The 21,369-nt window shown below is 38.6% G+C and carries 20 protein-coding genes; 19 read left to right on the top strand and 1 reads right to left on the bottom strand.

Translation table 11 applies throughout. From position 1 onward, the window contains the following. Positions 1-10: 10 nt before the first annotated feature. The 14 genes from NSQ61_RS13280 (at position 11) to NSQ61_RS13215 (ending at position 12,946) form a co-directional block, all read left to right on the top strand. Complete coding sequence (locus NSQ61_RS13280; protein WP_063387915.1) at positions 11-874, top strand: alpha-D-ribose 1-methylphosphonate 5-phosphate C-P-lyase PhnJ; 864 nt, start codon at positions 11-13, stop codon at positions 872-874. Next, positions 867-1,712, top strand: coding sequence for an ATP-binding cassette domain-containing protein (locus NSQ61_RS13275; RefSeq protein WP_327847870.1), 846 nt, complete (start codon positions 867-869; stop codon positions 1,710-1,712). The genes NSQ61_RS13280 and NSQ61_RS13275 overlap by 8 nt, the downstream gene beginning before the upstream one ends. 36 nt (positions 1,713-1,748) lie before the next feature. Then, the gene (gene phnM / locus NSQ61_RS13270; protein ID WP_066248156.1) at positions 1,749-2,927 is read left to right on the top strand and encodes a phosphonate metabolism protein PhnM; all 1,179 of its coding nucleotides are present in this window, start codon (positions 1,749-1,751) and stop codon (positions 2,925-2,927) included. A 22-nt stretch (positions 2,928-2,949) separates the two neighbouring features. Beyond that, positions 2,950-3,600, top strand: coding sequence for a DapH/DapD/GlmU-related protein (locus NSQ61_RS13265; RefSeq protein WP_066248158.1), 651 nt, complete (start codon positions 2,950-2,952; stop codon positions 3,598-3,600). Next, complete coding sequence (locus tag NSQ61_RS13260; RefSeq protein ID WP_063387911.1) at positions 3,578-4,306, top strand: phosphonate C-P lyase system protein PhnL; 729 nt, start codon at positions 3,578-3,580, stop codon at positions 4,304-4,306. The genes NSQ61_RS13265 and NSQ61_RS13260 overlap by 23 nt, the downstream gene beginning before the upstream one ends. Before the next feature lie 110 nt (positions 4,307-4,416). Continuing rightward, positions 4,417-5,472: a phosphate/phosphite/phosphonate ABC transporter substrate-binding protein gene (gene phnD, locus NSQ61_RS13255; protein WP_144598236.1), complete on the top strand. Its 1,056-nt coding sequence runs from the start codon at positions 4,417-4,419 to the stop codon at positions 5,470-5,472. Between the two features lie 21 nt (positions 5,473-5,493). Next, positions 5,494-6,258, top strand: coding sequence for a phosphonate ABC transporter ATP-binding protein (phnC, locus tag NSQ61_RS13250; RefSeq protein ID WP_144598237.1), 765 nt, complete (start codon positions 5,494-5,496; stop codon positions 6,256-6,258). Positions 6,259-6,272: 14 nt separating this feature from the next. Next, on the top strand, positions 6,273-7,058 hold the full coding sequence (locus tag NSQ61_RS13245) for a PhnE/PtxC family ABC transporter permease (protein ID WP_327847868.1): 786 nt from the start codon (positions 6,273-6,275) through the stop codon (positions 7,056-7,058). 54 nt (positions 7,059-7,112) lie between these two features. Further along, complete coding sequence (locus NSQ61_RS13240; RefSeq protein WP_144597269.1) at positions 7,113-7,964, top strand: PhnE/PtxC family ABC transporter permease; 852 nt, start codon at positions 7,113-7,115, stop codon at positions 7,962-7,964. Positions 7,965-8,002: 38 nt separating this feature from the next. Continuing rightward, entirely contained in the window at positions 8,003-8,869 is an 867-nt protein-coding gene (locus tag NSQ61_RS13235; RefSeq protein WP_144597141.1) for a PHP domain-containing protein, read from the top strand. Between the two features lie 916 nt (positions 8,870-9,785). Continuing rightward, entirely contained in the window at positions 9,786-11,303 is a 1,518-nt protein-coding gene (locus NSQ61_RS13230) for a hypothetical protein (protein ID WP_340807282.1), read from the top strand. 102 nt (positions 11,304-11,405) lie between these two features. After that, positions 11,406-12,110 carry an ABC transporter ATP-binding protein gene (locus tag NSQ61_RS13225; RefSeq protein ID WP_094245049.1) on the top strand — a complete coding sequence of 235 codons (705 nt, stop codon included), beginning with the start codon at positions 11,406-11,408 and terminating at the stop codon, positions 12,108-12,110. Continuing rightward, entirely contained in the window at positions 12,111-12,644 is a 534-nt protein-coding gene (locus tag NSQ61_RS13220) for a stage II sporulation protein M (protein ID WP_340808126.1), read from the top strand. Positions 12,645-12,649: 5 nt separating this feature from the next. Further along, entirely contained in the window at positions 12,650-12,946 is a 297-nt protein-coding gene (locus NSQ61_RS13215; protein ID WP_063387903.1) for a hypothetical protein, read from the top strand. Between the two features lie 553 nt (positions 12,947-13,499). Here the strand turns inward: NSQ61_RS13215 and NSQ61_RS13210 are convergent. After that, entirely contained in the window at positions 13,500-14,705 is a 1,206-nt protein-coding gene (locus tag NSQ61_RS13210) for a serine hydrolase domain-containing protein (protein WP_340807280.1), read from the bottom strand. Positions 14,706-15,499: 794 nt separating this feature from the next. On the opposite strand from NSQ61_RS13210, the gene NSQ61_RS13205 reads away from it, so the two are divergent. Genes NSQ61_RS13205 through NSQ61_RS13185 form a run of 5 tightly spaced genes read left to right on the top strand, consistent with a single transcriptional unit; the run spans position 15,500 to position 20,969 of the window. Next, positions 15,500-16,294: a sugar phosphate isomerase/epimerase family protein gene (locus NSQ61_RS13205; protein WP_066248178.1), complete on the top strand. Its 795-nt coding sequence runs from the start codon at positions 15,500-15,502 to the stop codon at positions 16,292-16,294. Beyond that, on the top strand, positions 16,291-17,106 hold the full coding sequence (gene surE / locus NSQ61_RS13200) for a 5'/3'-nucleotidase SurE (RefSeq protein WP_066248180.1): 816 nt from the start codon (positions 16,291-16,293) through the stop codon (positions 17,104-17,106). Before NSQ61_RS13205 ends, surE begins: the two co-directional genes overlap by 4 nt. Beyond that, on the top strand, positions 17,099-18,142 hold the full coding sequence (locus NSQ61_RS13195) for an ABC transporter substrate-binding protein (protein ID WP_340807278.1): 1,044 nt from the start codon (positions 17,099-17,101) through the stop codon (positions 18,140-18,142). The genes surE and NSQ61_RS13195 overlap by 8 nt, the downstream gene beginning before the upstream one ends. Positions 18,143-18,159: 17 nt before the next feature. After that, positions 18,160-19,902, top strand: a complete 1,743-nt coding sequence (locus NSQ61_RS13190) for an ABC transporter permease (protein ID WP_340807277.1) — start codon at positions 18,160-18,162, stop codon at positions 19,900-19,902. Continuing rightward, positions 19,899-20,969, top strand: a complete 1,071-nt coding sequence (locus tag NSQ61_RS13185) for an ABC transporter ATP-binding protein (protein ID WP_340807276.1) — start codon at positions 19,899-19,901, stop codon at positions 20,967-20,969. Before NSQ61_RS13190 ends, NSQ61_RS13185 begins: the two co-directional genes overlap by 4 nt. Positions 20,970-21,369 lie beyond the last annotated feature (400 nt).

The raw sequence follows: 21,369 nt of genomic DNA, 5'->3' as shown, positions 1-21,369 counted from the left end.
AGAGGAATTCATGCAAATCCATTATAATTTTGCTTTTTTCGATGAAGGTTCCAAACGGGAAATTCGAAGAGCCACATTAAAAGCAATTGCCATTCCGGGCTATCAAGTTCCATTTGCATCAAGAGAAATGCCGATTGCACGCGGCTGGGGAACAGGTGGACTGCAATTAACCCTTTCTCTCATTGGCAAAGATGATGTTTTAAAAGTAATCGACCAAGGCTCTGATGAATCCGTTAATGCGGTAAACATTAAAAAATTGGTGATGAAAACGGCGGGCATTAAAACGACGGAGGAGACGCAAGAAGCAACGATCATTCAATCAAGACATCGAATTCCAGAAATTCCTCTTACAGAAGGCCAGATACTTGTATTACAAGTACCACTGCCTGAACCGCTGCGCGATTATGAACCGAGCGAATATAATACGAAAAGGCTTCATGCGGAGAAAGAATACAGCGGCGCATGGCTGATGCTTTTTGAACAAATCATGAAATACGGGCATATGGCTTCGGATTTTGATCATCCTGTGATGGTGGAAAATCGGTATGTCATGGCGCCGAGTCCTATACCAAGGTTTGATAATCCGAAAATGCACTATTCAAAGGCATTAATTTTGCTTGGAGCCGGTCGTGAAAAGAAGATATACGCTGTACCACCATACACGAAAGTCGTTTCACTTGCGTTTGACGATTATCCGTTTGAAGTGGAGAGCTTTGAAGATAAACATTGCAGACTGTGCGGCGCTACGGGAGTATATTTGGATGAATTGTTTAATGAGGAAACAGGTGAAACCTATTACCAATGCAATGATACAAGCTATTGTTTATCAAGATTAAATGAGCAATCAGAATCAAGAGGTGTTCAACATGGATGATTTAAGCAATCCAGTATTATCGGTCAAAAAGTTAAACAAACAATTCGGACCTGGATGCAGCCAATGCGGAAAGGCGGATTCCGCCGTTTTGGTGAAAAACTTTTGCCCTGTCTGCGGTACGGTATATGTTTGCCGTGATATTTCGTTTGATCTCTATCCCGGTGAAGTATTAGGCATTGTAGGTGAAAGCGGCAGCGGTAAATCAACATTAATGAGACAGCTATATTTTGATCAAGAGGCCACAAGCGGTGAAGTGTATATCCGATTTTATCATGATGGAAAAAAAAACGTATTAAACGAGTCCTCCCAACAAAAACGGTACATTCGCAACCATCTGATGGGGAAAGTTTACCAAAATCCGCTTCTCGGCTTGCGCATGAACTTTTCCTCCATCGGCAATATTGCTGAAAAATTAATTGCGGCAGGGAACAGGAATGTTGGACAGATGGTGTTAAGAGGACAAGTGCTGCTTGAGGAGGTAAACATTCCGCTATTTAGGATGAAGGAGGAGCCCCAAAAATTTTCGGGGGGCATGCAGCAAAGAGTTCAAATCGCCAAAGCATTGTCGAATAATCCGCCGATTCTTCTTCTCGATGAAGTAACGACCGGTCTTGATTTGTCCGTTCAAGCAAATGTTTTAGATTTGATACGGAATTTACAGAGGGAACTGAAGATAAGCATGATCGTTGTTTCCCATGATTTAGGCGTTATCAGAATGCTTGCAGACAGAACGTTCGTCATGCTGGAAGGAAAAATTATCGAGCAAGGGTTGACCGATCAAATTTTGGAAGATCCACAGCATCCTTATACACAGCAGCTCGTCCATTCATTATTATGATCAATTTTTTGGACTTGTGAGAATGGAGGAAAAAACGTGTATCTCATAACAAACGGAAGAATTATAACGGAAGAAACCATTCTCGATGGTTACGATCTTCTTATTGAAGGAGATAAAATTAGCAAAATTGATGGCAAAGGGAAAATCGCTTGGAAGGAAGGAATGGAAGTAATCGATGCGGCGGGCGGATATGTCTCTCCTGGGTTTATCGATCTTCATTCTGACTATATTGAACATATGGCAGCACCAAGACCGACATCGTTAATGAATTTTCATTTAAGTCTTCGCGAAGCGGAAAAAGAATTAATCACCCATGGGATTACAACAATGTTTCATTCACTTTCTATTTATAAAAGCTCGGAATTTTCACATAAACCGATCCGTGAGCCGGAAAATGTCCGGAAATTTATTGAAATGATCCACCAAACTCATCATACAAAGCATTTAATACGACATCGGTTCCATGCACGGTTTGAAATTGACAGCATCGAAGAAGTTGAAAACTTAAAATCGTACATTGCTGAGAGCAAGGTGCACTTAATTTCGTTTATGGATCATACCCCTGGTCAAGGACAATATAGAGATTTAGAAATTTACAGAAAAACGATAAAAGGCTACCAAGAGCTCAGTGATGAAGAGATTGATAGAGTCATTACAAAACATCAGCATAAGGAAAAATTAACACTTGAGGGAATAAAGGAAATTGCAACGCTGGCACAACAAAAAGGTATTGCTATCGCTTCTCATGACGATGACACGTTGGAAAAACTTGAGCTTGTGCAAAGCTTTGGGGCTTCGATCAGTGAATTTCCAATCACCTTGGAAATTGCTAAAAATGCGAAAAAGAAAGGAATGCTGACGGTAGCCGGGGCTCCGAACGTTCTTTTGGGAGGGTCCCACAGCGGAAATTTATCTGCACAAGAAGCCATTCAACACGGGTGTATCGATATTTTATGTAGTGACTATTATCCTCCATCGCTGCTTCATGCTGTTTTTAAAATGAGCGAAAAAAGCGATATCGACCTAGTTGAAATGTTTAAGCTTGTGACGATTAACCCGGCCAAAGCTGTCAAACTGGATGATCAAATTGGATCAATTAAGGAAGGAAAAAAAGCGGATATAGTCATCATCGAAAAAATAGACTTAGATTTTCCGGTTATCACGTCTTGTTTTGTGGATGGCCGTTTAATCTTGAAAACAAATTATAGAATTTAAAGATGATGGAAAGGGAGTTTCTATGATCGAGAAAAAGCTGTCAAAAAAACCTTATATCCATGAACATTGCCAGTTGTTTCATACAGAATTAGGTGAATACACAGAAATAGGGGCTCACAATTATTTAGAAAATGTAAAAATGGGGGATTTTTCTTATACAGGGCAGTTTTGCATCCTGCAAAATGTTGAAGTTGGAAAATTTTCCAATATTGCTGCGATGGTGCGAATCGGTCCAACCGCTCACCCGATGAATCGCCCTACTTTGCACCATATTACGTATCGGAGAAAAATGTATGGAGTTGATACTCATGACGATGAAGCGTTTTTATCATGGCGTAAAGCACAAATCACCTATATCGGCCATGACACATGGATTGGCCATGGGGCCATCATCATGCCTGGTGTAAAAATCGGCAATGGTGCAGTAGTCGGCAGCGGAGCTATTGTGACAAAGGATGTAGAGCCTTATACAATCGTTGCTGGAATACCAGCCAAACCGTTAAGGCGCCGATTTGATGAGCAAACGGTTAAACGATTGGAACAAATCAAGTGGTGGGATTGGTCGTATGAAACGTTGAAAGAACGAATCGACGACTTGTCTCAACATATTGAAACATTTCTAGATAAGTATGAGGGAAGAAGGGAATTCAGTGGAAAACATTTTAACGGTTGAGAGCCTGTCCAAAACATTTCGATTGCACAGTGTAAACAAGGAAATCCGCGCAATTAACAAGATTAGCTTTGTTGTAAAAGAAGGAGAATTTGTCGGTATTACCGGTAAAAGCGGCAGCGGCAAATCAACCATTTTAAAATGCATCTACCGCACATATTTGCCTGAAAGTGGAGACATCTGGTACAACTCAAAAAAGTTTGGCCTAATCAATTTGCGAGAAGCGACGGAAAGAGAAATGATTTATTTACGAAAGCATGAGATCGGATACGTATCACAGTTTTTAAATGCTTTGCCTCGTATAACGGCCAGGGAAATAGTCAAACAAGCAATATTAGAAATGGGGCATAACGATAAGTATGCGGAGGAAGAGACAGAAAAAATATTGACGCATTTTGAACTGGATCCTCAGCTTTGGGATAGTTATGTTGCTACTTTTTCCGGGGGTGAAAAACTGCGGTTGAACATCGCTAGAGCAATGGTAAAGCGTCCGAGACTACTTTTATTGGATGAACCGACGGCAAGTTTAGATGATGAATCGAAGGAAAAAGTAAGAGTATTGATGGAACAGCTCGTTCGCGAAGGGACAACAATGCTGGGAATTTTTCATGATATGTTGTTCATGCAAAACTTATGTGATGTAGAATACCGAATGCTGGACGGGGAAATCATCAAGTATTCTGAAAAAAATCCCTTTACAAAACATTAAAAATTCTTTAGTAATTCAACGGTATGAATTAACAGTTCCTTTACATTCATCCTTTATATTCAATTATAAATGGAAAAAAATCTATTTTGACAAGAAAAGGGGTAATGAATATGAAAAAAATGATAAGGTTTATGAGCATCGCTTTCATCTTGGTCATCTTTTTATCAGGATGTTCATCATCTGCAGGAACAGAAAGCGGTTCCGCTCAAAAAAACGGCGACGATACGCTTACAATTGCATGGTACCCGAATGAATCCGGTGAAGATTTGAAAGCGGCACGTGACGAAATCGCTAAGTTGATTGAAGAAGCAACTGGAAAGAAAGTCGAGCATAAGACGACAACTGATTACATTATTGCCATTGAGGCGATTGCAAACGGAAATGCTGATTTAGCGTTTATGGGTGCACAGGGATACATAGAGGCTCATGACAAAAATGAAAAAGTGCTTCCTCTCGTTGTTCCGAGCGGTGAATCCGGCACACTTGATGATGCCATGTACTACAGCTGGCTTGCCGTAAATAAAGGGGATGAAGACGAGTACAAAAGCGGCTCCGGGTTTTCCATTGATAATATAGCTGGAAAGAAATTTTCATTTGTGTCTAACAGCTCCACATCAGGCTTTAAAGTTCCATCGACCGAAATCGTTTCGTACTTTAGCCAAAAAGAAGAGTACAAAGATTTAACTGCTGAAGATTTATTAGAAGGCGGCGAGGGCAAGTTTTTCAGCGAAGTGCAATATGGAGGCTCTCATCAAGGGTCTGCGGTTAACTTACTGTCTGGAAAAGTAGATGTAGCAGCATTTTGCGACACATGTGTGAACAACTATATTGAATTAGTTGACGGTGAGCAAAATAAACCGGGAGCGGTATATAAAGTCAAAAATGATGCTGCTGAGCCGTTTCATACTGTGCCTGGAAAGGAATTTGTCTTAATTTCAGTCACACCGGTATTGAATGCTCCGTTTGTTGTCAATACGGAAACCGTATCTGAAGAAGATCGCAAAAAGCTTGTGGAAGCTTTTGTTTCTGATGAAGTAGCCAACAATACGAAGATTTTCGTGCCGGAGGATTCTGATTTTAGCGGTTTGTTTACGAAAAAAGCTAATGAGCGTTTCGTTGAAGTAGAGGATTCTTGGTTTGATCCGATCAGAGAATTGTCTAAATAAGGATTTGGTGAGGGATAAACGATGACAGCCATTTTAACATTAAATAACGTGTCAAAACGTTATGGAACCAATACAATGGCGCTTCAAGACATGAACTTTTCTGTAAAAGAAGGGGAATTCGTTTCGATCATTGGTCCATCGGGGGCGGGGAAATCAACCCTCCTCCGGTGTATTAACCGCATGATCGAAGCGTCTAGCGGTGAAATCATATTTGATGGTGTCGACATTTTAAAGCTTGGCAAAAAAAGCTTAAGAAAAGTGAGAGCAACCATTGGAATGGTCTTTCAGCATTACAATCTTGTCACTAGATTAAGCGTAATTGAAAACGTGCTCCACGGAAGGCTCGGCTACAAGTCAACTTTGGCAGGAGCATTCGGTTTATACAGCGAGGAGGAGAAAAAGCAGGCGGTTCATATTCTCGGATTGTTGGGGCTGGAGGATCAAGTGTATAAACGGTGTGATCAGCTAAGCGGCGGACAAAAACAGCGCGTCGGAATTGCCAGAGCCTTAATTCAAAATCCGAGAATGCTATTGTGTGATGAGCCGATTGCCTCCTTAGATCCAAACTCAGCCAAAATCATTATGGATCATTTAAAAAATATTTCTTCTACACTCGGAATTACTTGTATTGTCAACCTGCACCAAGTCGATGTCGCTTTGAAGTACTCTGATCGAATTATCGGTATTAATAATGGAAAGAAAGTGTACGATGGCTCGCCGAAACAAATAACAGAAGATATTGTTCGCAATATTTATGGGTCTGAAGTAAAGAATCTGATTCTTTAATGTAGGTGAAGATCATGCAAGCAGATATCTTTGTAAAAAGAAGAAGAAGCTTCTCCTTATTTTTTTTATTGTTGATTGTGTTAACGTATCTTTCTATGTTTATAACAGATTTTCAGCTTGTGAAAGGACTCGCCTCTGTTGCAAAGGCAGTAGAGTGGGGAGTGACAAATTTTTTTCCTGATGCAAAAGCGATGGAAAAGCTTCCGGATATTTTAAGTAAATTACAAGAAACAGTTTTAATATCAGTCGCTTCCACGACAACAGCAGCTATTTTTGCAACTTTTTTCGCAATATGCGGTTCGAAGACGACGAAAGTGAATGGTTTATTAAGTGCAATAAGCAGAGGAATTGCAACTGTTTCTCGTAATATTCCGGTAGCTGCATGGGCATTGATTCTGCTCTTTTCTTTTGGACAAAGCTCCATTACCGGATTTTTTGCTTTGTTCTTCGCCTCCTTTGGTTTTTTAACGCGAGCATTTATAGAAACGATCGATGAAGTTAGCAATAGTTCCGTTGAAGCATTGCGTGCAACCGGCGCCCAATTTTTTTCGATCATCTTCCAGTCGGTCATTCCATCCAGCCTTCCCCAGATGATCAGTTGGGTATTATTTGAAATTGAAACGAATATTCGCAGCGCGACTTTAGTTGGAATTTTAACCGGTACTGGAATTGGTTTTTCTTTTGACTTGTATTATAAAAGCTCCAATTATAGTGCAGCGAGTTTGGTTGTCATGACTATCATACTGACGGTATTTGTCATTGAATATCTTTCGAATTTGATAAGAAGGGTCATTTTATAACGATGAATGAAAATTTAAGGAAGAAAGGGTGATGATATGAATAATGAATGGTTGATGAAAACTGGAAGCACTCTGAAAGACAGCGGAAAATTAACGCATTCTTCGAAAATAAAAGTGAAACCGTTGACGAAGCAGGCAATTGCCATCCGGCTGACATTGACAGCATTATTCGTTATTACTGTTTATGGCTTTACAATGTTTGATTATGGCGATACAAATTTCATGTCTGGATTAAAAGAAACATTTGCGAATTTTAAAACAATGTTTTTCGAAGCAAGCTTTTCGCGTTTAACTATAACAGAATCAATTTATCAAGTGTTGATAACCTTGGGGCTTGCTTTTTTGACGACAGTGTTCGGAGCTGTTATTGCACTTTTTCTAGGGCTGTTGGCAGCGCAAAATTTATCAAATAAAGTTGTTTCCAATACCATTAAAGCCTTTGTTGCATTTATTCGCGCCGTTCCTACTGTTTTGTGGGTGCTGATTTTTTCCGTCGCTGCTGGTCTAGGAAGTGTTGCAGCTGTTATTGGCATGACGTTTCACTCCATTGGCTATTTGATTAAAGCATATTCTGAATCGTTCGAAGAGTTGGATGAAGGTGTGATCGAAGCATTAAAGGGCTGCGGGGCCAATTGGTGGCAAATTGTGTTTCAGACGGTAATCCCCTCATCAATGACGTATTTAATTTCTTGGACGTTTATGAGATTTGAGATTAACTTTTCCGTTGCTGTTGCGATGGGGGCTGCCGCAGGAGCAGGCGGGATCGGATTTGATTTGTTTATGGCGAGCGGATTTTATTTTGATTTAAGGGAAATCGGAATGATTACTTACTTCATTCTTGTTTTAGCGATCATTTTCGAATTTGTTTCGACAAGAATGAAGGTAAATTTGCGTGAAACTCATTAATTATTTTATAAAAACAGTGAAAGCAGGTGTTGACCGTAATGATTGATTTACATTGTCATTCAAATATATCAGATGGCTCAATGAGTCTATTTGAAGTAATTTCTCTTGCGAAAGAAAAAGGAATCACCCATTTGGCAATTACGGACCATGATACGACAAAAGGATTAAAGGAAGCGAAATATATAGGAGAGCAGCTTGGAGTAACCATTATTCCAGGGATCGAGATTTCGGCTTATGACTATAAAAGACAACGGAGAGCCCATATTTTAGGCTTTTTTGTGGAACCGCATCACGAAGCGATTGAAAACCTGTGCAGCCCGCTGTTAAAGATGAGACACCTGGCATCGTATGAAATGACGAAAAGAATTATGAAAGCAGGTTTTAACATTTCATGGGAAGAAGTAGAACAATTCGCCAAAGACGGCACAGGGGTATACAAACAGCATATTATGCATGCTTTAATAAACAAAGGATACGCTGACAAAATCTATGGCGATCTATATGATAAGCTTTTTTCAAAAGGCGGGGAAGGAAAGCCGCAAGGATTAGCGCACATACCTATACAGTATGTCGATGTGGAAGATGCGATTATTGCCATCCGCGAGGCGGGCGGTCTGCCGGTACTTGCCCATCCAAAACAATTTAACAATTTTGATGCAATCCCCGAGTGGGTTGAGATTGGCTTAGAAGGCGTCGAAGCAGTTCACCCTTTGCATGGACCTAAGGACGAAGAACTTGTCAAATATTATGCGGACCAATTCGAGCTGATCGAAACAGGAGGATCTGATTTTCACGGCTTTTATGGAAATTTTGAACTAGGCAGCAAAGATGCCGGAATGGTTCGATATGAAAAACTTCTCGAACGCTATCAAAAGCTATGTGAAAGCAAGAAAACATTATCGTAAATGTAAGAAGCTCTCAACTTTTATTTTTTTGGAGCCAAGTTAGGAATATAATTCGGGCAAGAAACGCTTCTCTTTTCAATAGTTGTAGTGTGTAAAAAATATGTTCCGTCATTAACAGTGGGAAACAGATGAATATTAAATTGATTCTTTACTTCGGCGATTATTTTAACAACAATTTACAGCCTTTTGTCTTCCGATTATTATCGTTTTGAACGAATAAAGGACTTACATATAAAAAAGTCCTTTATTCAATTTCTTTTCTCCCTTTTCATTTTTCCTGCCAAATTGCAGCGTGCAAGAGATCCCTCAGCAATGAGAACAATAACTGCGGCTTTTTTGACAATTTTTACTCTTTTCCCTATCATTAGGCTTTCGGCTTTTCGGTTTGGAAGATAGAATACAGAAACTGACAACTTATTAAACATTCCGTTTTGCGTTCATCCTTCAATTATGATTTTCTGTAAGGGCTTCAACAAAATTGCTGGTAAAAGAATCTCATGTTAAAGAAAAGCTCTGTCAATCTATTCCCTCTCATCTTTCAGCACTTGAAGCTACTTCAACGGCAAAAGGCAACCTGCTCAAGTTCACTTTTTGTAACTCTCTCATGTAATCGTCAAATCATCTCTGTAAAATGGACGCTTATTAAAAAAGCGCAAGCATTTCCCCTAAAATAAAATTTATCAGAATATGGAATTTTTTCTGTTATTTATGATATATTCAATCTAGATGAAGAATGGGCTCGAAATGGTAAATTAAAAAAATCGAGTGATGGCGAAATAAGTTTTTGCCATCGCCCTAGATTTTAAATTCAGGGGGCAGTATGTTAAAGTCTAATCTTTTTTATTCTAATTTCAAATTAAATTTTAGACGCTATGTCAATAGATTTCTTTTTTTCTTTCCGTTTGGGGAAAATTTATTGAATCAAAAAATATTACTAGTTTTATTTGTTTTCATTTTTGGAGTATACAATTTTATCCTATATCATTTAGTAGAACTGATCATTCCTTATTTTTCTCAAGCAGCTGTTTTGTTAGTCAATTTGCTAGTATTATGGAATTTAATCAGCAATCTTCGTTCTTCTCATGATATTTTGCAAAGGTTTGTCTATCCGGAAGATTTTCTCTTACTATACTCCGTGAAAACAGATCCAAATGATATATTATTGGTAAGATTTTTTACGCAAATCATTTTCAAGTCACTGTTTTCGACTCTTTTCTTTTTATATCCAATCCTGTTCTACGTTTTAAATTTTGCAGAAGAATCAATAACTTCTAGGCTATTGTTATTTGTATCTTTTCCATTTTATGTTCTTTTTTTAATTGGGGTCATCAGTTTTTATTCTTCAGGATTATACATAATATATTCAAAGTTTTTGCATGTTGTTTTTCAGTCAGCTGTGAAAAGTGTACTTTCTTTTGTTTTTGTTATGCTGCTATCATTTCTGTCTACGACTGTATTTGGCTGGTTAGGCTTTAGCTACTTTTATGAGGAAAACTTTATAGAATCGATCGTTCATTCTATTTCTATATTCAATCTTGATGTGATTTTGACTGGTTATGTGCTGCCTACTAATTGGTTATTTAATACACTAATGGAAGTAGAATACTTTCTCTATTATCAACCGTTGTTGCTAATTATTGGAATCATTCTAATTTATATTTCGTATCTTATTGTAAATAAATATTTAGACGTAAAAGATATGTCGCAGCTTTCCAATGAAACAAATGTCAACATAATAAAAAACAGATCTTTTCCCAACTTTGTTTATAGGAAACTAAAAAAACTTCTATCAAGAAAAGTTTTGGCGGTTATGAAAAAAGATTTCATCGCTTTCACTCGAGCGAACTTTTTAATAAAAAAGAGGTTTTATTTATCTATCTATATGCTGGCTTCCGAAATCGGTTTATTGCTCGGATTAGGAATGATGCAAAATTGGTTTGAATTACCGGCTTTTTTCGTAATATATCCGATCATCTTTGCAGTATCAATAAATGTCTCGTTTTTAGGAGACGGATTATTAGGGATTACATCAGCTGATGCTGAAAGGGAGAACTTGTTTTTATATAAAGGATCAGGCTCTTCTTTGAACCAGTTAGTCGTAAGCAAGGCGATTTTACATGTTATTCCTATTTTGATCGTCATGAACGTTTTATTTATATGTGTTGTATCGTTTTTTCATCTGAAACTAAGTACTGTCATTATGATATTTGTCCTTGTAAATACTACCGCTATTATCATCAGCAGTGCTCAAATTATTGGAACGTTTTTGTATCCGCGTCTGGATTGGGAACATATTGAAGATGTTGGCTCTTCCGTTAAAGCTTCTGTTTTTGAACACACGATTTTTGGAATTGTTTTAATATTAAATTTAGAAATATATGGGCTGTTGGGGGGTTCTTTACTGGAAAAACTATATCAGCAGCATTCTTTTTAATGTGTTGGCAATCTTAGGTTCTTTCTTGCTATTCATAAGCTTTTTTATATTCTTTTACTTTTGGATTAAACGAGTCGGTACTTCTCATTGGGAGATGAGCAGATGATTATTAAAAATGTTTCAAAAAGGTATAAGGAGTATGATGTATTAAAATCAATTAATATTACATTAAAAAGAGGAGAAATATATGGATTATTAGGGCCAAACGGTGCTGGGAAGTCCACTTTGCTTAAATGTATAATCGGATTGGTCACTCCAGACTCTGGAAAAATATTTATTGACGGTAAGACAATTGATGATGATCGATCTGAATTTTTACAATATATAGGTTATGTGCCGGACACACCTTTTATTTATAATTATCTTACTCCAAAGGAATATTTAGATTTTATAGCTGATCTGCAGCAAGTACCCGATTCGCAAAAAACTGACCGTATTCAAATGTTGTTAAAAAATTTTTCACTAAAAGATAAGGAAAATGAAATGATTTCAACTCTTTCCTTTGGTATGAAGCATAAGCTGTCTGTTGCCGGTGCTATCATTCATGAACCGGATGTGCTTTTACTAGATGAGCCGCTAAGCTCATTTGATCCTCCGACAACAATGTTTATGAAAAAGTTTTTAAGGGAATACGCAGATAGTGGAAAAATTATTTTCATGTCTACTCATTTAGTGCATGTTGCTCAAAATCTATGCGATCGTGTAGGAGTTTTAATCAATGGGGAAATATTAAAGGAATACACGAACATGAAAAACATAATAAATTTCGAAAATATGATTATTAATGATATGGAAGAGATTGGTTAAATAAAAAACGTTCTACTGCGAAATAAGCGGGTTTTATCAGTAGCGTTTATAATATACGTGATTGGAATTATCATGGGCACTTTTTTTAGCGATGTCTTACCTGTAGAAAGACAGGAACCAAACGTTGGCCGTACTATATTTGATTATTTTATACATAACGTACTTGCGGATGTTTTCATAAGCTTTACTATATTTACGTTTGGAATTTTTACTGCTGCTTTATTACTAGTCAATGGTTTTTTAGTTGGTGTATCTATCATGCACAGTCTTCAACATGGGAACGATCTAATTTATATTGTAACAGCCCTAGTTCCACATGGTATATTTGAGATTCCTGCTATGATTATTGCGGGTTCTATTGGGTTTAAACTGATTGATGCAGTCATTGCCAAAATAAGGGGAGAATCAAATTCCGTTTTTTTAAAGGACATCTTTACATTCTTTTTTCTAATGATCATTTTGACATTTATCGCTGCAGGTGTAGAGGCTAAGATCACTCCATATTTAATGCCCAATTTTCATGAGGAGGTGTAAAGCATATGCTATGGGAAAAACTAAACTTAGAAAAATTGCTGAATGATTCGAATAATGGGTCAGATGATGAAGAAAATGAAAAAAGCACATGGTTTATACCCGTTTTTTACGTTTCCATATTATTAGCTTTATGTATAGCATTTATTGAGATAAAACTCATTTTAATCACTCTGTTTGCTCCTGCCATTATCGTCATAATGTGGAAGCCGCCGTTTAAAAATAAAAAAAGGCTCTTCCGAATTATATCATTCATATATCTTTTATTTCTAACTATAGTTACGATATGGTGGTTCCAAGGTTGAATTTCTAACGAAAGTTGTAAAGACTGTATCTTATGACGCTCACAAATTTTCATTTCATCTAATATATTGAAGTCTAATCGTGATTTTGATGGAAATATACATTTCTGACAGATTTCGCCGCAGCCATAATGTAAAAGACAATAAAAGCTGCTCGAAGCACAAACAGGGGCTGTCCAGCAAGTCAAAATCCACTGAAACCGAAACATCATAAGCGTTGATATATCAAGTTTCTAAAACATTAAAGGGGCGTCTATAAGCCGGAAAATCGACTTATTAGAAAGCCCCTTAAAAATTTGTTTCAGTTTGCTGGATAGGCAAAAAGATTGGCCCGGAAAATCTCCGATATTCAATGATTGATATTGATAAATGCAGTACAATAAAGGATTCTTAAAGAAAGCGCTATCGAATATATTTCTAACAAACTCTTAAGCTATGGCTTTCGCCGCTGAAGTGTATGTTAGAAAGAAAATACTTTAGATGATCATCCATCCGCACTTTGTGACATTATACGGAGTAAGCGGGGGAGTCATCTGTATAGTCTCCATTCCCTAGATTAAGTAGTAATCTGACCGAACCGTTTCAACGTACTATAGACTGCTGACTCGAATTCGAGGAAGCCCAAGTATGACCCCACATCTTGGAACGGAAATATTTGCGTAGCCCAATATCCGCCAATCCCGTTTTTGCGATCAATCCAGTAAAACAGGTTAGCCAATCCCGACCACATCAATTGGCCTGCTGGACGACCTGTAGGGGTAGGTTCATCGTTTACCTGGAATGTATAAGACCACGACTTTTGTACGCCGGGGTAGAACTCGCCGTCATTAGCCAGCGTTGGATCGGACGAAATCCATCCGCCGCTCTTCAATTCCCCAAGTCCGTTTTGAGACATTTGCGCGACTGTTTCTGGTTTGAGTACACCCGCACCGTCATTCAGAATCATTCGGATAAACTTCGTGTATTCGCCAATGCTCGCATACAAACCATGTCCTCCCATATCCATTTCTGGAGATTGCGGAAGAATAAGCTCAGGTTTTGGTGTGAGTTGACCATCCTGACTGCGGTTGTGGATGGTTGCGCGGCGTTCCATCATCGAAGGTGATAACGTGAAACCGATGTCGGACATGCCGAGTGGGGCAAAAATACGCTCTGCCATCACTTCGCCCAGTCGTTTACCGGATACGGCTTCAACAACTTTACCAACCCAGTCGATGTTGACGCCATAGTTCCAGCGTTCACCTGGCTCGAATAGAAGCACGCTCTTTACAGAGTCAAATGTACTAGTGAGAATGGAAGGTACTCCCTTTGCTTCACGGTATTTTCGATCTTCATGACTGAAGAACTCGTAGCCGAAGCCGGCAGTGTGAAGCATCAACATGTTGATCGTAACATCGGTTTTTGCTTCCCTTAGTTTTGGCTGCCCGTCTTTGTCAAACCCTTCGAGAACTGGAATCTCGGCAATCTCAGGTACATACTTCTTGACCGGATCGTCGAGACTGACTTTTCCTTCCTCGACCAATTTCATCAATGTCGTACCGGTGATGGCCTTCGTGGTCGAAAAAAGAGCGAACACTGTATCGGTGGTCATCGGTGTTTTCTTTCCAAGATCGCGTACACCGGCTGCCCCCTCATAGATGTTTCCGTCCCGGTCAGTTACCATTGCAACTACACCAGGGGCTCCTCCAGCCCTGCCTACAGCGGTATCCAACACCTTGTCAAGAGTTTCCTTGAGAGCATCCTTTACTGCTTGTCTTGTCATATCTTTACCCCCTTTAAGCGCTTACAATTTTAATTATTTAAAAAATTTTCTGTATTTTCAAAACAAACTATATCACGCTCAAACAGAGCCTGTCAAATTTTATTGTGTTGAGCGCTTTTTCATTGTCTTTTTTGAAGCTGTATCAGCAGCGAATTCAGCATTGAAGGCTAAGTTCAAGTACTACAACCGAAGAGGCAGAGAATTTTTAGATTCCACTGTCGGCAAGGATTTTCGCATTGAACGAAATGTCCTTTAGCGTCCTCAAAAGGGGCATATAAAATATTTTGCGATTATTTCCGGGATCAATCTCATTTGGAAAAATAAACTGAATTTTTTCATCTGTGTGGGAAACTGCTAGTAAACTCGGAAAATATCACGTCCGCAATGATTTATATAATATGATAACACATGTGATATCTAAACAAAAAAGAGTGTATTTAGCAAAGAATATGAATAAATCGTAAAAAATTTACAAACAATTTACATTCTAAGTTGGGATTGATGCATAATTGCGATTTGAAGCCGCTTTTTCATTTCTTATTTTTATTTTTTCATTTACAGAATGTTTACAAAAGTTCAAACCGCCTTTAAGTGTTCCTTAACAAATCTTTTCTAAACTTAAGATAGATGAAAAGGAAGTGGACATACATATTCCAATTGCTTGTCAGAATCAATTGTTGATTCAGGAGGAAGTGATTTTCATGGACTTAACTCACGAAATCTTTCTCTAATCGGCAATGTAAAAATGAATCTCTCCATTTCATTAAAAAATAAGAAAGGAGGAAATCAGTTCGATGAATATACGCTTTGCTTCTACACTTGCATGGGCATTTCCGGTTGAGGAAGTGATTAGGCTGGCAAAAGAGTTAAAATTTGTCGGTGTTGAGGTTTGGGCAGAGCATGTGTGGAAATATGAAAGCATGCCTAAACGAATCCGGCAGGTCAAAGAAGAAACAAACATGCAACTGACGATGCACGCAGCAAGCTGGGATTTAAACTTAAGCTCTCTAAATAATGGCATTCGCAAGCAGTCCGTTCATGAAATTATTCGATCTATTGAGCTGGCTTCACAAATTGGGGCTGATAATATTACATTTCATCCAGGAAAGCTGACTCTTGCGGATTCAGACGTTTCTATCCATGAAGAGCTTTTGTTCGAATCAATGGAAGAACTTGATCGAAAAGCTAGACAAGAAGGACTCACGTTATCGTTAGAAATGATGGAATGGAAGGCGAAAGAGTTTATTATTAAACCAGCCGCCGTAAAAAAAGTGATTGTACCTTTTTTCCCGCAAATTCAAACGACATTTGATGTCGCCCACATTCCATTACACGCAGACATTTTTTCTATCTGGAATGAAATGCCGGAGGTAAACAAAATTCATATTAGTGATGCAACAAAAGAAATTCTTCATTTACCGTTAGGTGACGGTGATATCGGAGAAGAAATATTAAACAAATTTTTAACTATCGAGAATATTCCAGTAATTATTGAAGGGTTTGATGCTTCAAAAGATTTGATGGTGTTAAAGAAAAATGTACTGTATATAAAACGGAACGGAAATCGATTGAAGGAGGTCGTCCGTTGAGAATTTTAGTTACAAACGATGACGGAATTTTTGCGCCAGGAGTCGAAGCACTTGTAGAAGTTCTTCAGCATTTTGGTGAAGTTTATGTCGTTTGTCCTGACCAAGAGCGAAGCGCAGTCGGCCATTCCATTACTCTCAGAACACCATTAAAAGTGAAACCTGTGGAAATATTCTCTGGAACGAAAGGGGCATGGGCCGTAAACGGTACTCCGGCCGATTGCGTCAAACTTGGGATGGAAGTACTGTTAAAGACTCCGCCTGATATTTTGTTTTCAGGTATTAATCTTGGTCCGAATTTAGGAAGGGATTTATATTACTCTGGTACATTGGCAGGTGCGGTTGAGGCTTCTCTTTACAACGTTCCAGCCGTATCAGTATCGTTGAACGAATTTGATGAAGCGAAGGTAAATTATTTAAAAACAAAACAGCTTTTGTATAAAGCGGTTGAAATTATTTTACAAAACCGAATTCCTAAAGGAGTTTTTTTAAACATCAATTTACCGAATATTCCGATTTATCTTTGTAAAGGTGTTGAGGTAGTTCCTTTAGATTTGACAGTTTCCCGTTATCGATACGTAGGGCTAAACGATCCGCACGGTCAAGTATATTTTTGGTTAAAGGATGAATTAAACCAATTAGTAAACCTTAACGAAAACAGTGATTATTTAAAGCTAAAGGAAGGTTATATTACCGTTTCACCTGTGGAGTTTCCCGTTCATCACAAACGGAAAATGGAACAGATTGAACGCTGGTTTCGAAAATGCTCTTTAAATTTCTTAAAAGAGGGTAAGGAGGAACATTCCAATGCGTAAATGGTTGTCCGCTTTCACTATATTCACATTACTTTTTGTATTAGCTGCCTGTGGCAGCAGCAATAATGCCTCATCAAGCCATGATGTAGAAACGCAGTCAGAACAAAAGAAGGAAGTCTCAGGGGAACTTAATTTCTATACTTCACAGCCTGATGAAGATGCTCAAAGATTAGTGACAGCTTTTAATGAAAAATATCCTGATGTAAAAGTCAATACTTTCCGGTCAGGAACGGAAGAAGTGATTGCAAAATTACAAGCTGAAAAAGAAGCTGGAAACATTCAAGCAGATGTTTTGCTTGTTGCAGACGCTGTAACGTTTGAAAGTTTAAAAAATGACGATCTTTTACTTTCTTACAAATCAAAAGAAGCAGAACAAATTCCGGGTCAGTTTATTGACAGTGACGGCATGTACACAGGCACAAAAGTGATGGCAACTGTTCTTGCAGTGAACACAAATAGTGTGCAAAACATACCTGATAGCTGGAATGTATTGACGGAAAGCGACGCAAAAGGAAAAGCGATTATGCCAAGCCCGTTTTATTCAGGAGCAGCTGCATACAATCTTGGAGTGTTTACAAGACAAAACGATTTAGGATGGGAGTTCTTCAAGCGTTTAAAAGAAAACGGAATGGCTGTTACGAAAGGGAATGGCGGTGTGTTAAAATCGGTTGCTTCAGGGGAAAAGCCATACGGAATCGTTGTTGATTATCTCGCTGCGCGTGCCAAAAAAGAAGGTTCACCTGTAGAATTCATCTATCCGAAAGAAGGCGTTCCTGTCATTACTGAACCGATCGGTATTATGAAGGATACAAAAAATGAAGAAGCAGCTAAAGCTTTCGTAGATTTCGTTTTATCAGAAGAAGGACAAAAATTAGCAGCTGAACTTGGATATACACCGATTCGCCAAGACGTTAATGCTCCAGAGGGATTAAAAACGATTGATGAGTTGAACGTACTGAATGCAGACATATCTGAGCTTTATCAATCTCGTGAAGAAGATAAAGCAAAATTTGGTGAAATATTTGGTCAACAATAATTAAAGGAGAGAGGACGATGTTTCCTGGTAAAGAGCAAACAAAAGGGATGACGAGGAGCACGTCCTCGTTTTCTCGTTTCTTCCCATTGAAAAACTTGTGGATGGGTTTCGGGTTTTTACTGATTATTTTATTTTTTATAGTTCCCGTTTTTCGCCTTATCTTATTAAGTTTAACAGAAGAGGGTGCCGTCTCATTTTCGAATTACTCAGAAGTGCTGAAAGAAGAACAAACATGGATCACTGTGAAAAATACGCTTTATATCGTCATCGGTTCTACTTTGGTTTCACTTATTTTAGGGATTGCGATGGCATGGGTTATCGCCTATTTAAACATTAGCGGGAAAAAATGGATGCAGCTGTTTATCTTTCTTCCGTTTATTATTCCTTCATACATTACAACACTTGCATGGGTTCAGTTTTTTAGCGGCAATGGACCAATTGCAGCTGTTCTTCATATGCTTCCGGGAGATTGGAAGCTGCCAAACTTGTATAGCATAGGTGGAATCATTTTTATTTTAGGTTTGTCTCATTATCCGCTTGTATATTTACTAACGGTGGAAGTGTTTAGAAAAATTCCTCTGGAGCTTGAGCAAGCGGGACAAACATGCGGTGCTAAAAGAGGAACTATTATTCGTAAGGTCATCCTTCCGCTAGCATTGCCCGGGATTTGTAGCGGCGGGATGCTCGCTTTTTTATCAAATCTTGATAACTTTGGGATCCCTGCTTTTTTAGGTATCCCGGCAAACATTCGTGTGCTAAGTACGTATATTTACGAAGAAGTCGTCGGATTTGGACCGGCTGCCTTTGCAAGAGCGGCCGTTCTATCGATTTTGTTGGGAGCAATTGCTTTAATCGGACTGTCTATTCAATGGCTTCTTTTAAGGCGAAGCCGTGTAATTGAAACGGTCAAACGGGATAAAGAACCTCGCATTCATTTGTCGTTGACGTGGAAGCGTTTGATCGAAATAGCCGTTTGGGCACTTTTGTTGTTCACGAGTTTCGTTCCGTTCGTTTCAATGGGTACGACATCATTAATAAAAGCTTACGGGCTCCCTTTTCAATTAGAAAATTTATCACTGGAAAACTATCGATACATTCTATTTTCTGATCCAAAAACAATGTCAGCGATCAGCAACAGCATGAAGCTTGCGATCTTAACGACAATTGTCTCATTGATTGTCGGAACGGCCATTGCGTATCTTCGCTATAAATCACCAAATAGATGGACCAAGTTAGTAGAGCTGTTTGTAACGATACCTTACGCACTGCCGGGGACTGTCTTTGCTCTCAGTATGATCTTTTCATGGATGCAGCCGTTGCCAGGATGGAACCCGGGTATCTACGGCTCCATTTGGATTTTAATTATTGCCTACATTACAAGATTTATCATTTTACAGGTTAGGGGAAGCTACACGGCGCTGACACAGGTAGAGCCTTCCATTGAAGAAGCTGCTCGTACGTCAGGGGCTAAACCTTTGGTCAAATGGCGGCGAATTCTCATGCCGCTTCTTTTGCCGGGTATCATTGGCGGAGCCTTGTTGGTCTTTTTAACCTCTTTGACCGAACTGACAGTTTCCAGCCTTCTATGGTCTACAGGAGCCGAAACGGTGGGAGTTGTTATTTTCAACTACGAACAGGCTGGATATACCACTTATTCCACAGCATTTTCAAGTTTAATTGTTTTAGGAATTTTGTTCGGCAGTTTTTTGTTTATCAGTCTTGAAAAAGTTTGGAGACGAAAGGTGTTGAAAACAAAATGATTCGGCTTGATGGGATTTCAAAATCATATGGGGCTGTCACAGCTTTGCATTCCATTGATTTAACAATCAAGGATGGAGAATTTATCGCCATTTTGGGACCTTCTGGTTGTGGAAAGACTACATTATTAAAATTACTGGCCGGTTTTATGAAACCGACAAGCGGAACCATTACGATAAATGATACTGTTGTTGCTTCAGCGGAAGCCGTCCTCCCGCCGGAAAAAAGGAACATAGGGATGGTTTTTCAATCGTTTGCCTTATGGCCGCATATGACAGTATATGAGCATGTTCAATTTCCTTTAATGCATCATTCGTTTGCTCCAAAGGCTGATAAGGAGCAGCGGGAGGAGAGAGTGAAAAATGTTTTACGAATGGTTGGGTTAGAGTCGCTAGCCCAACGATATCCTCATGAACTTTCCGGCGGACAAAAACAGCGGGTGTCTTTAGCACGTGCAATTGCGCCAGAACCAGGTCTTTTATTAATGGATGAGCCTCTCAGTGCTTTAGATGCTGAACTTCGAATGGAAATGAGAAAGGAGATTCAACACATTCATCGTCACACAAATGCTTCCATTGTATATGTTACCCATGATCAAAGCGAAGCATTTGCGATGGCAGATCGAATTGTCGTAATGAATCATGGGAAAATTGAACAAATTGACCGGCCGGAAATGATTTTTACAAGGCCGGAGACAGAATTTGTTGCAACTTTTGTAGGCAAATGCAATTTAATTCAAGGTAAATGGGAGGAAAAAATGTTTATTCCGAAGCCATTTCCTAATGAAAAATGGCCGGATATAGGAGTATCTATTAATTTGAAAAAAAAGGGTCTATATCCTGTCCGTCCGGATCAATGGGCGCTGTCTAAAGCAAAAGAAGGTTCTTCGCATGGGGTGGTAAAATTTGTTCAATATCAAGGAAAAGAAATGTATTACATCGTACAAGTAGGTGAAGAAGAATGGACGGTACATGAATTGATTCAACATACTTCCCGCTTTCAAGTTGGAGATCCGGTCAATCTCGTTCTTCAAAATACTGTAATAAAAAAAGAAGCAGTTCTTGTATAACATAAAAGATTCAAAGTTCTGTGTAAACTTGATTGTCTTGATGGAGATTAAGTTTGGTCTAATCTGCTTGAAAGTACCCTCTCAAATGAGATGGGTGCTTTTTTGTCATTTTTTATAGATTTAAAATTTTATATATTTAGAATAGATCAAAAAATGGAATAGGGTAAAGACATGAAGTCAAAAAAGTAAGTAGTAGTGTTATCGTTGTGCGGTTTATTTCTGCTTGTCAGTCTATCTGCTTTTTATTTTTTAAACAGTGAAGAAAATGTCAGACAAAAAGATCAAGAGTCAACTAATGAAGCCAGATCCCTACCAAGCCAAGCAGGATAGAAGTTCATACTTGCCTGATCTGTTGGGTTAGAGTGTTGTAAAAAATTTAAAAACTTGAGTGAAAGTTTTG

Source organism: Aeribacillus sp. FSL K6-1121 (assembly GCF_038003725.1).
Classification (GTDB): domain Bacteria; phylum Bacillota; class Bacilli; order Bacillales; family Aeribacillaceae; genus Aeribacillus; species Aeribacillus composti.
Note: the sequence above shows the minus strand (reverse complement) of the source record. Positions and strands in the feature narration are given on the sequence as shown.

Excerpts from the sequence above, each read along its gene's own strand:
- NSQ61_RS13210 (WP_340807280.1), bottom strand. The coding sequence starts at position 14,705 with ATGACAAGACAAGCAGTAAAGGATGCTCTCAAGGAAACTCTTGACAAG.
- NSQ61_RS13195 (WP_340807278.1), top strand. The coding sequence starts at position 17,099 with ATGCGTAAATGGTTGTCCGCTTTCACTATATTCACATTACTTTTTGTA.
- NSQ61_RS13280 (WP_063387915.1), top strand. The coding sequence starts at position 11 with ATGCAAATCCATTATAATTTTGCTTTTTTCGATGAAGGTTCCAAACGG.
- NSQ61_RS13215 (WP_063387903.1), top strand. The coding sequence starts at position 12,650 with ATGCTATGGGAAAAACTAAACTTAGAAAAATTGCTGAATGATTCGAAT.
- NSQ61_RS13265 (WP_066248158.1), top strand. The coding sequence starts at position 2,950 with ATGATCGAGAAAAAGCTGTCAAAAAAACCTTATATCCATGAACATTGC.
- NSQ61_RS13190 (WP_340807277.1), top strand. The coding sequence starts at position 18,160 with ATGTTTCCTGGTAAAGAGCAAACAAAAGGGATGACGAGGAGCACGTCC.
- NSQ61_RS13205 (WP_066248178.1), top strand. The coding sequence starts at position 15,500 with ATGAATATACGCTTTGCTTCTACACTTGCATGGGCATTTCCGGTTGAG.
- NSQ61_RS13245 (WP_327847868.1), top strand. The coding sequence starts at position 6,273 with ATGCAAGCAGATATCTTTGTAAAAAGAAGAAGAAGCTTCTCCTTATTT.
- phnC (WP_144598237.1), top strand. The coding sequence starts at position 5,494 with ATGACAGCCATTTTAACATTAAATAACGTGTCAAAACGTTATGGAACC.
- NSQ61_RS13235 (WP_144597141.1), top strand. The coding sequence starts at position 8,003 with ATGATTGATTTACATTGTCATTCAAATATATCAGATGGCTCAATGAGT.
- NSQ61_RS13275 (WP_327847870.1), top strand. The coding sequence starts at position 867 with ATGGATGATTTAAGCAATCCAGTATTATCGGTCAAAAAGTTAAACAAA.
- NSQ61_RS13240 (WP_144597269.1), top strand. The coding sequence starts at position 7,113 with ATGAAAACTGGAAGCACTCTGAAAGACAGCGGAAAATTAACGCATTCT.
- NSQ61_RS13185 (WP_340807276.1), top strand. The coding sequence starts at position 19,899 with ATGATTCGGCTTGATGGGATTTCAAAATCATATGGGGCTGTCACAGCT.
- phnD (WP_144598236.1), top strand. The coding sequence starts at position 4,417 with ATGAAAAAAATGATAAGGTTTATGAGCATCGCTTTCATCTTGGTCATC.
- NSQ61_RS13225 (WP_094245049.1), top strand. The coding sequence starts at position 11,406 with ATGATTATTAAAAATGTTTCAAAAAGGTATAAGGAGTATGATGTATTA.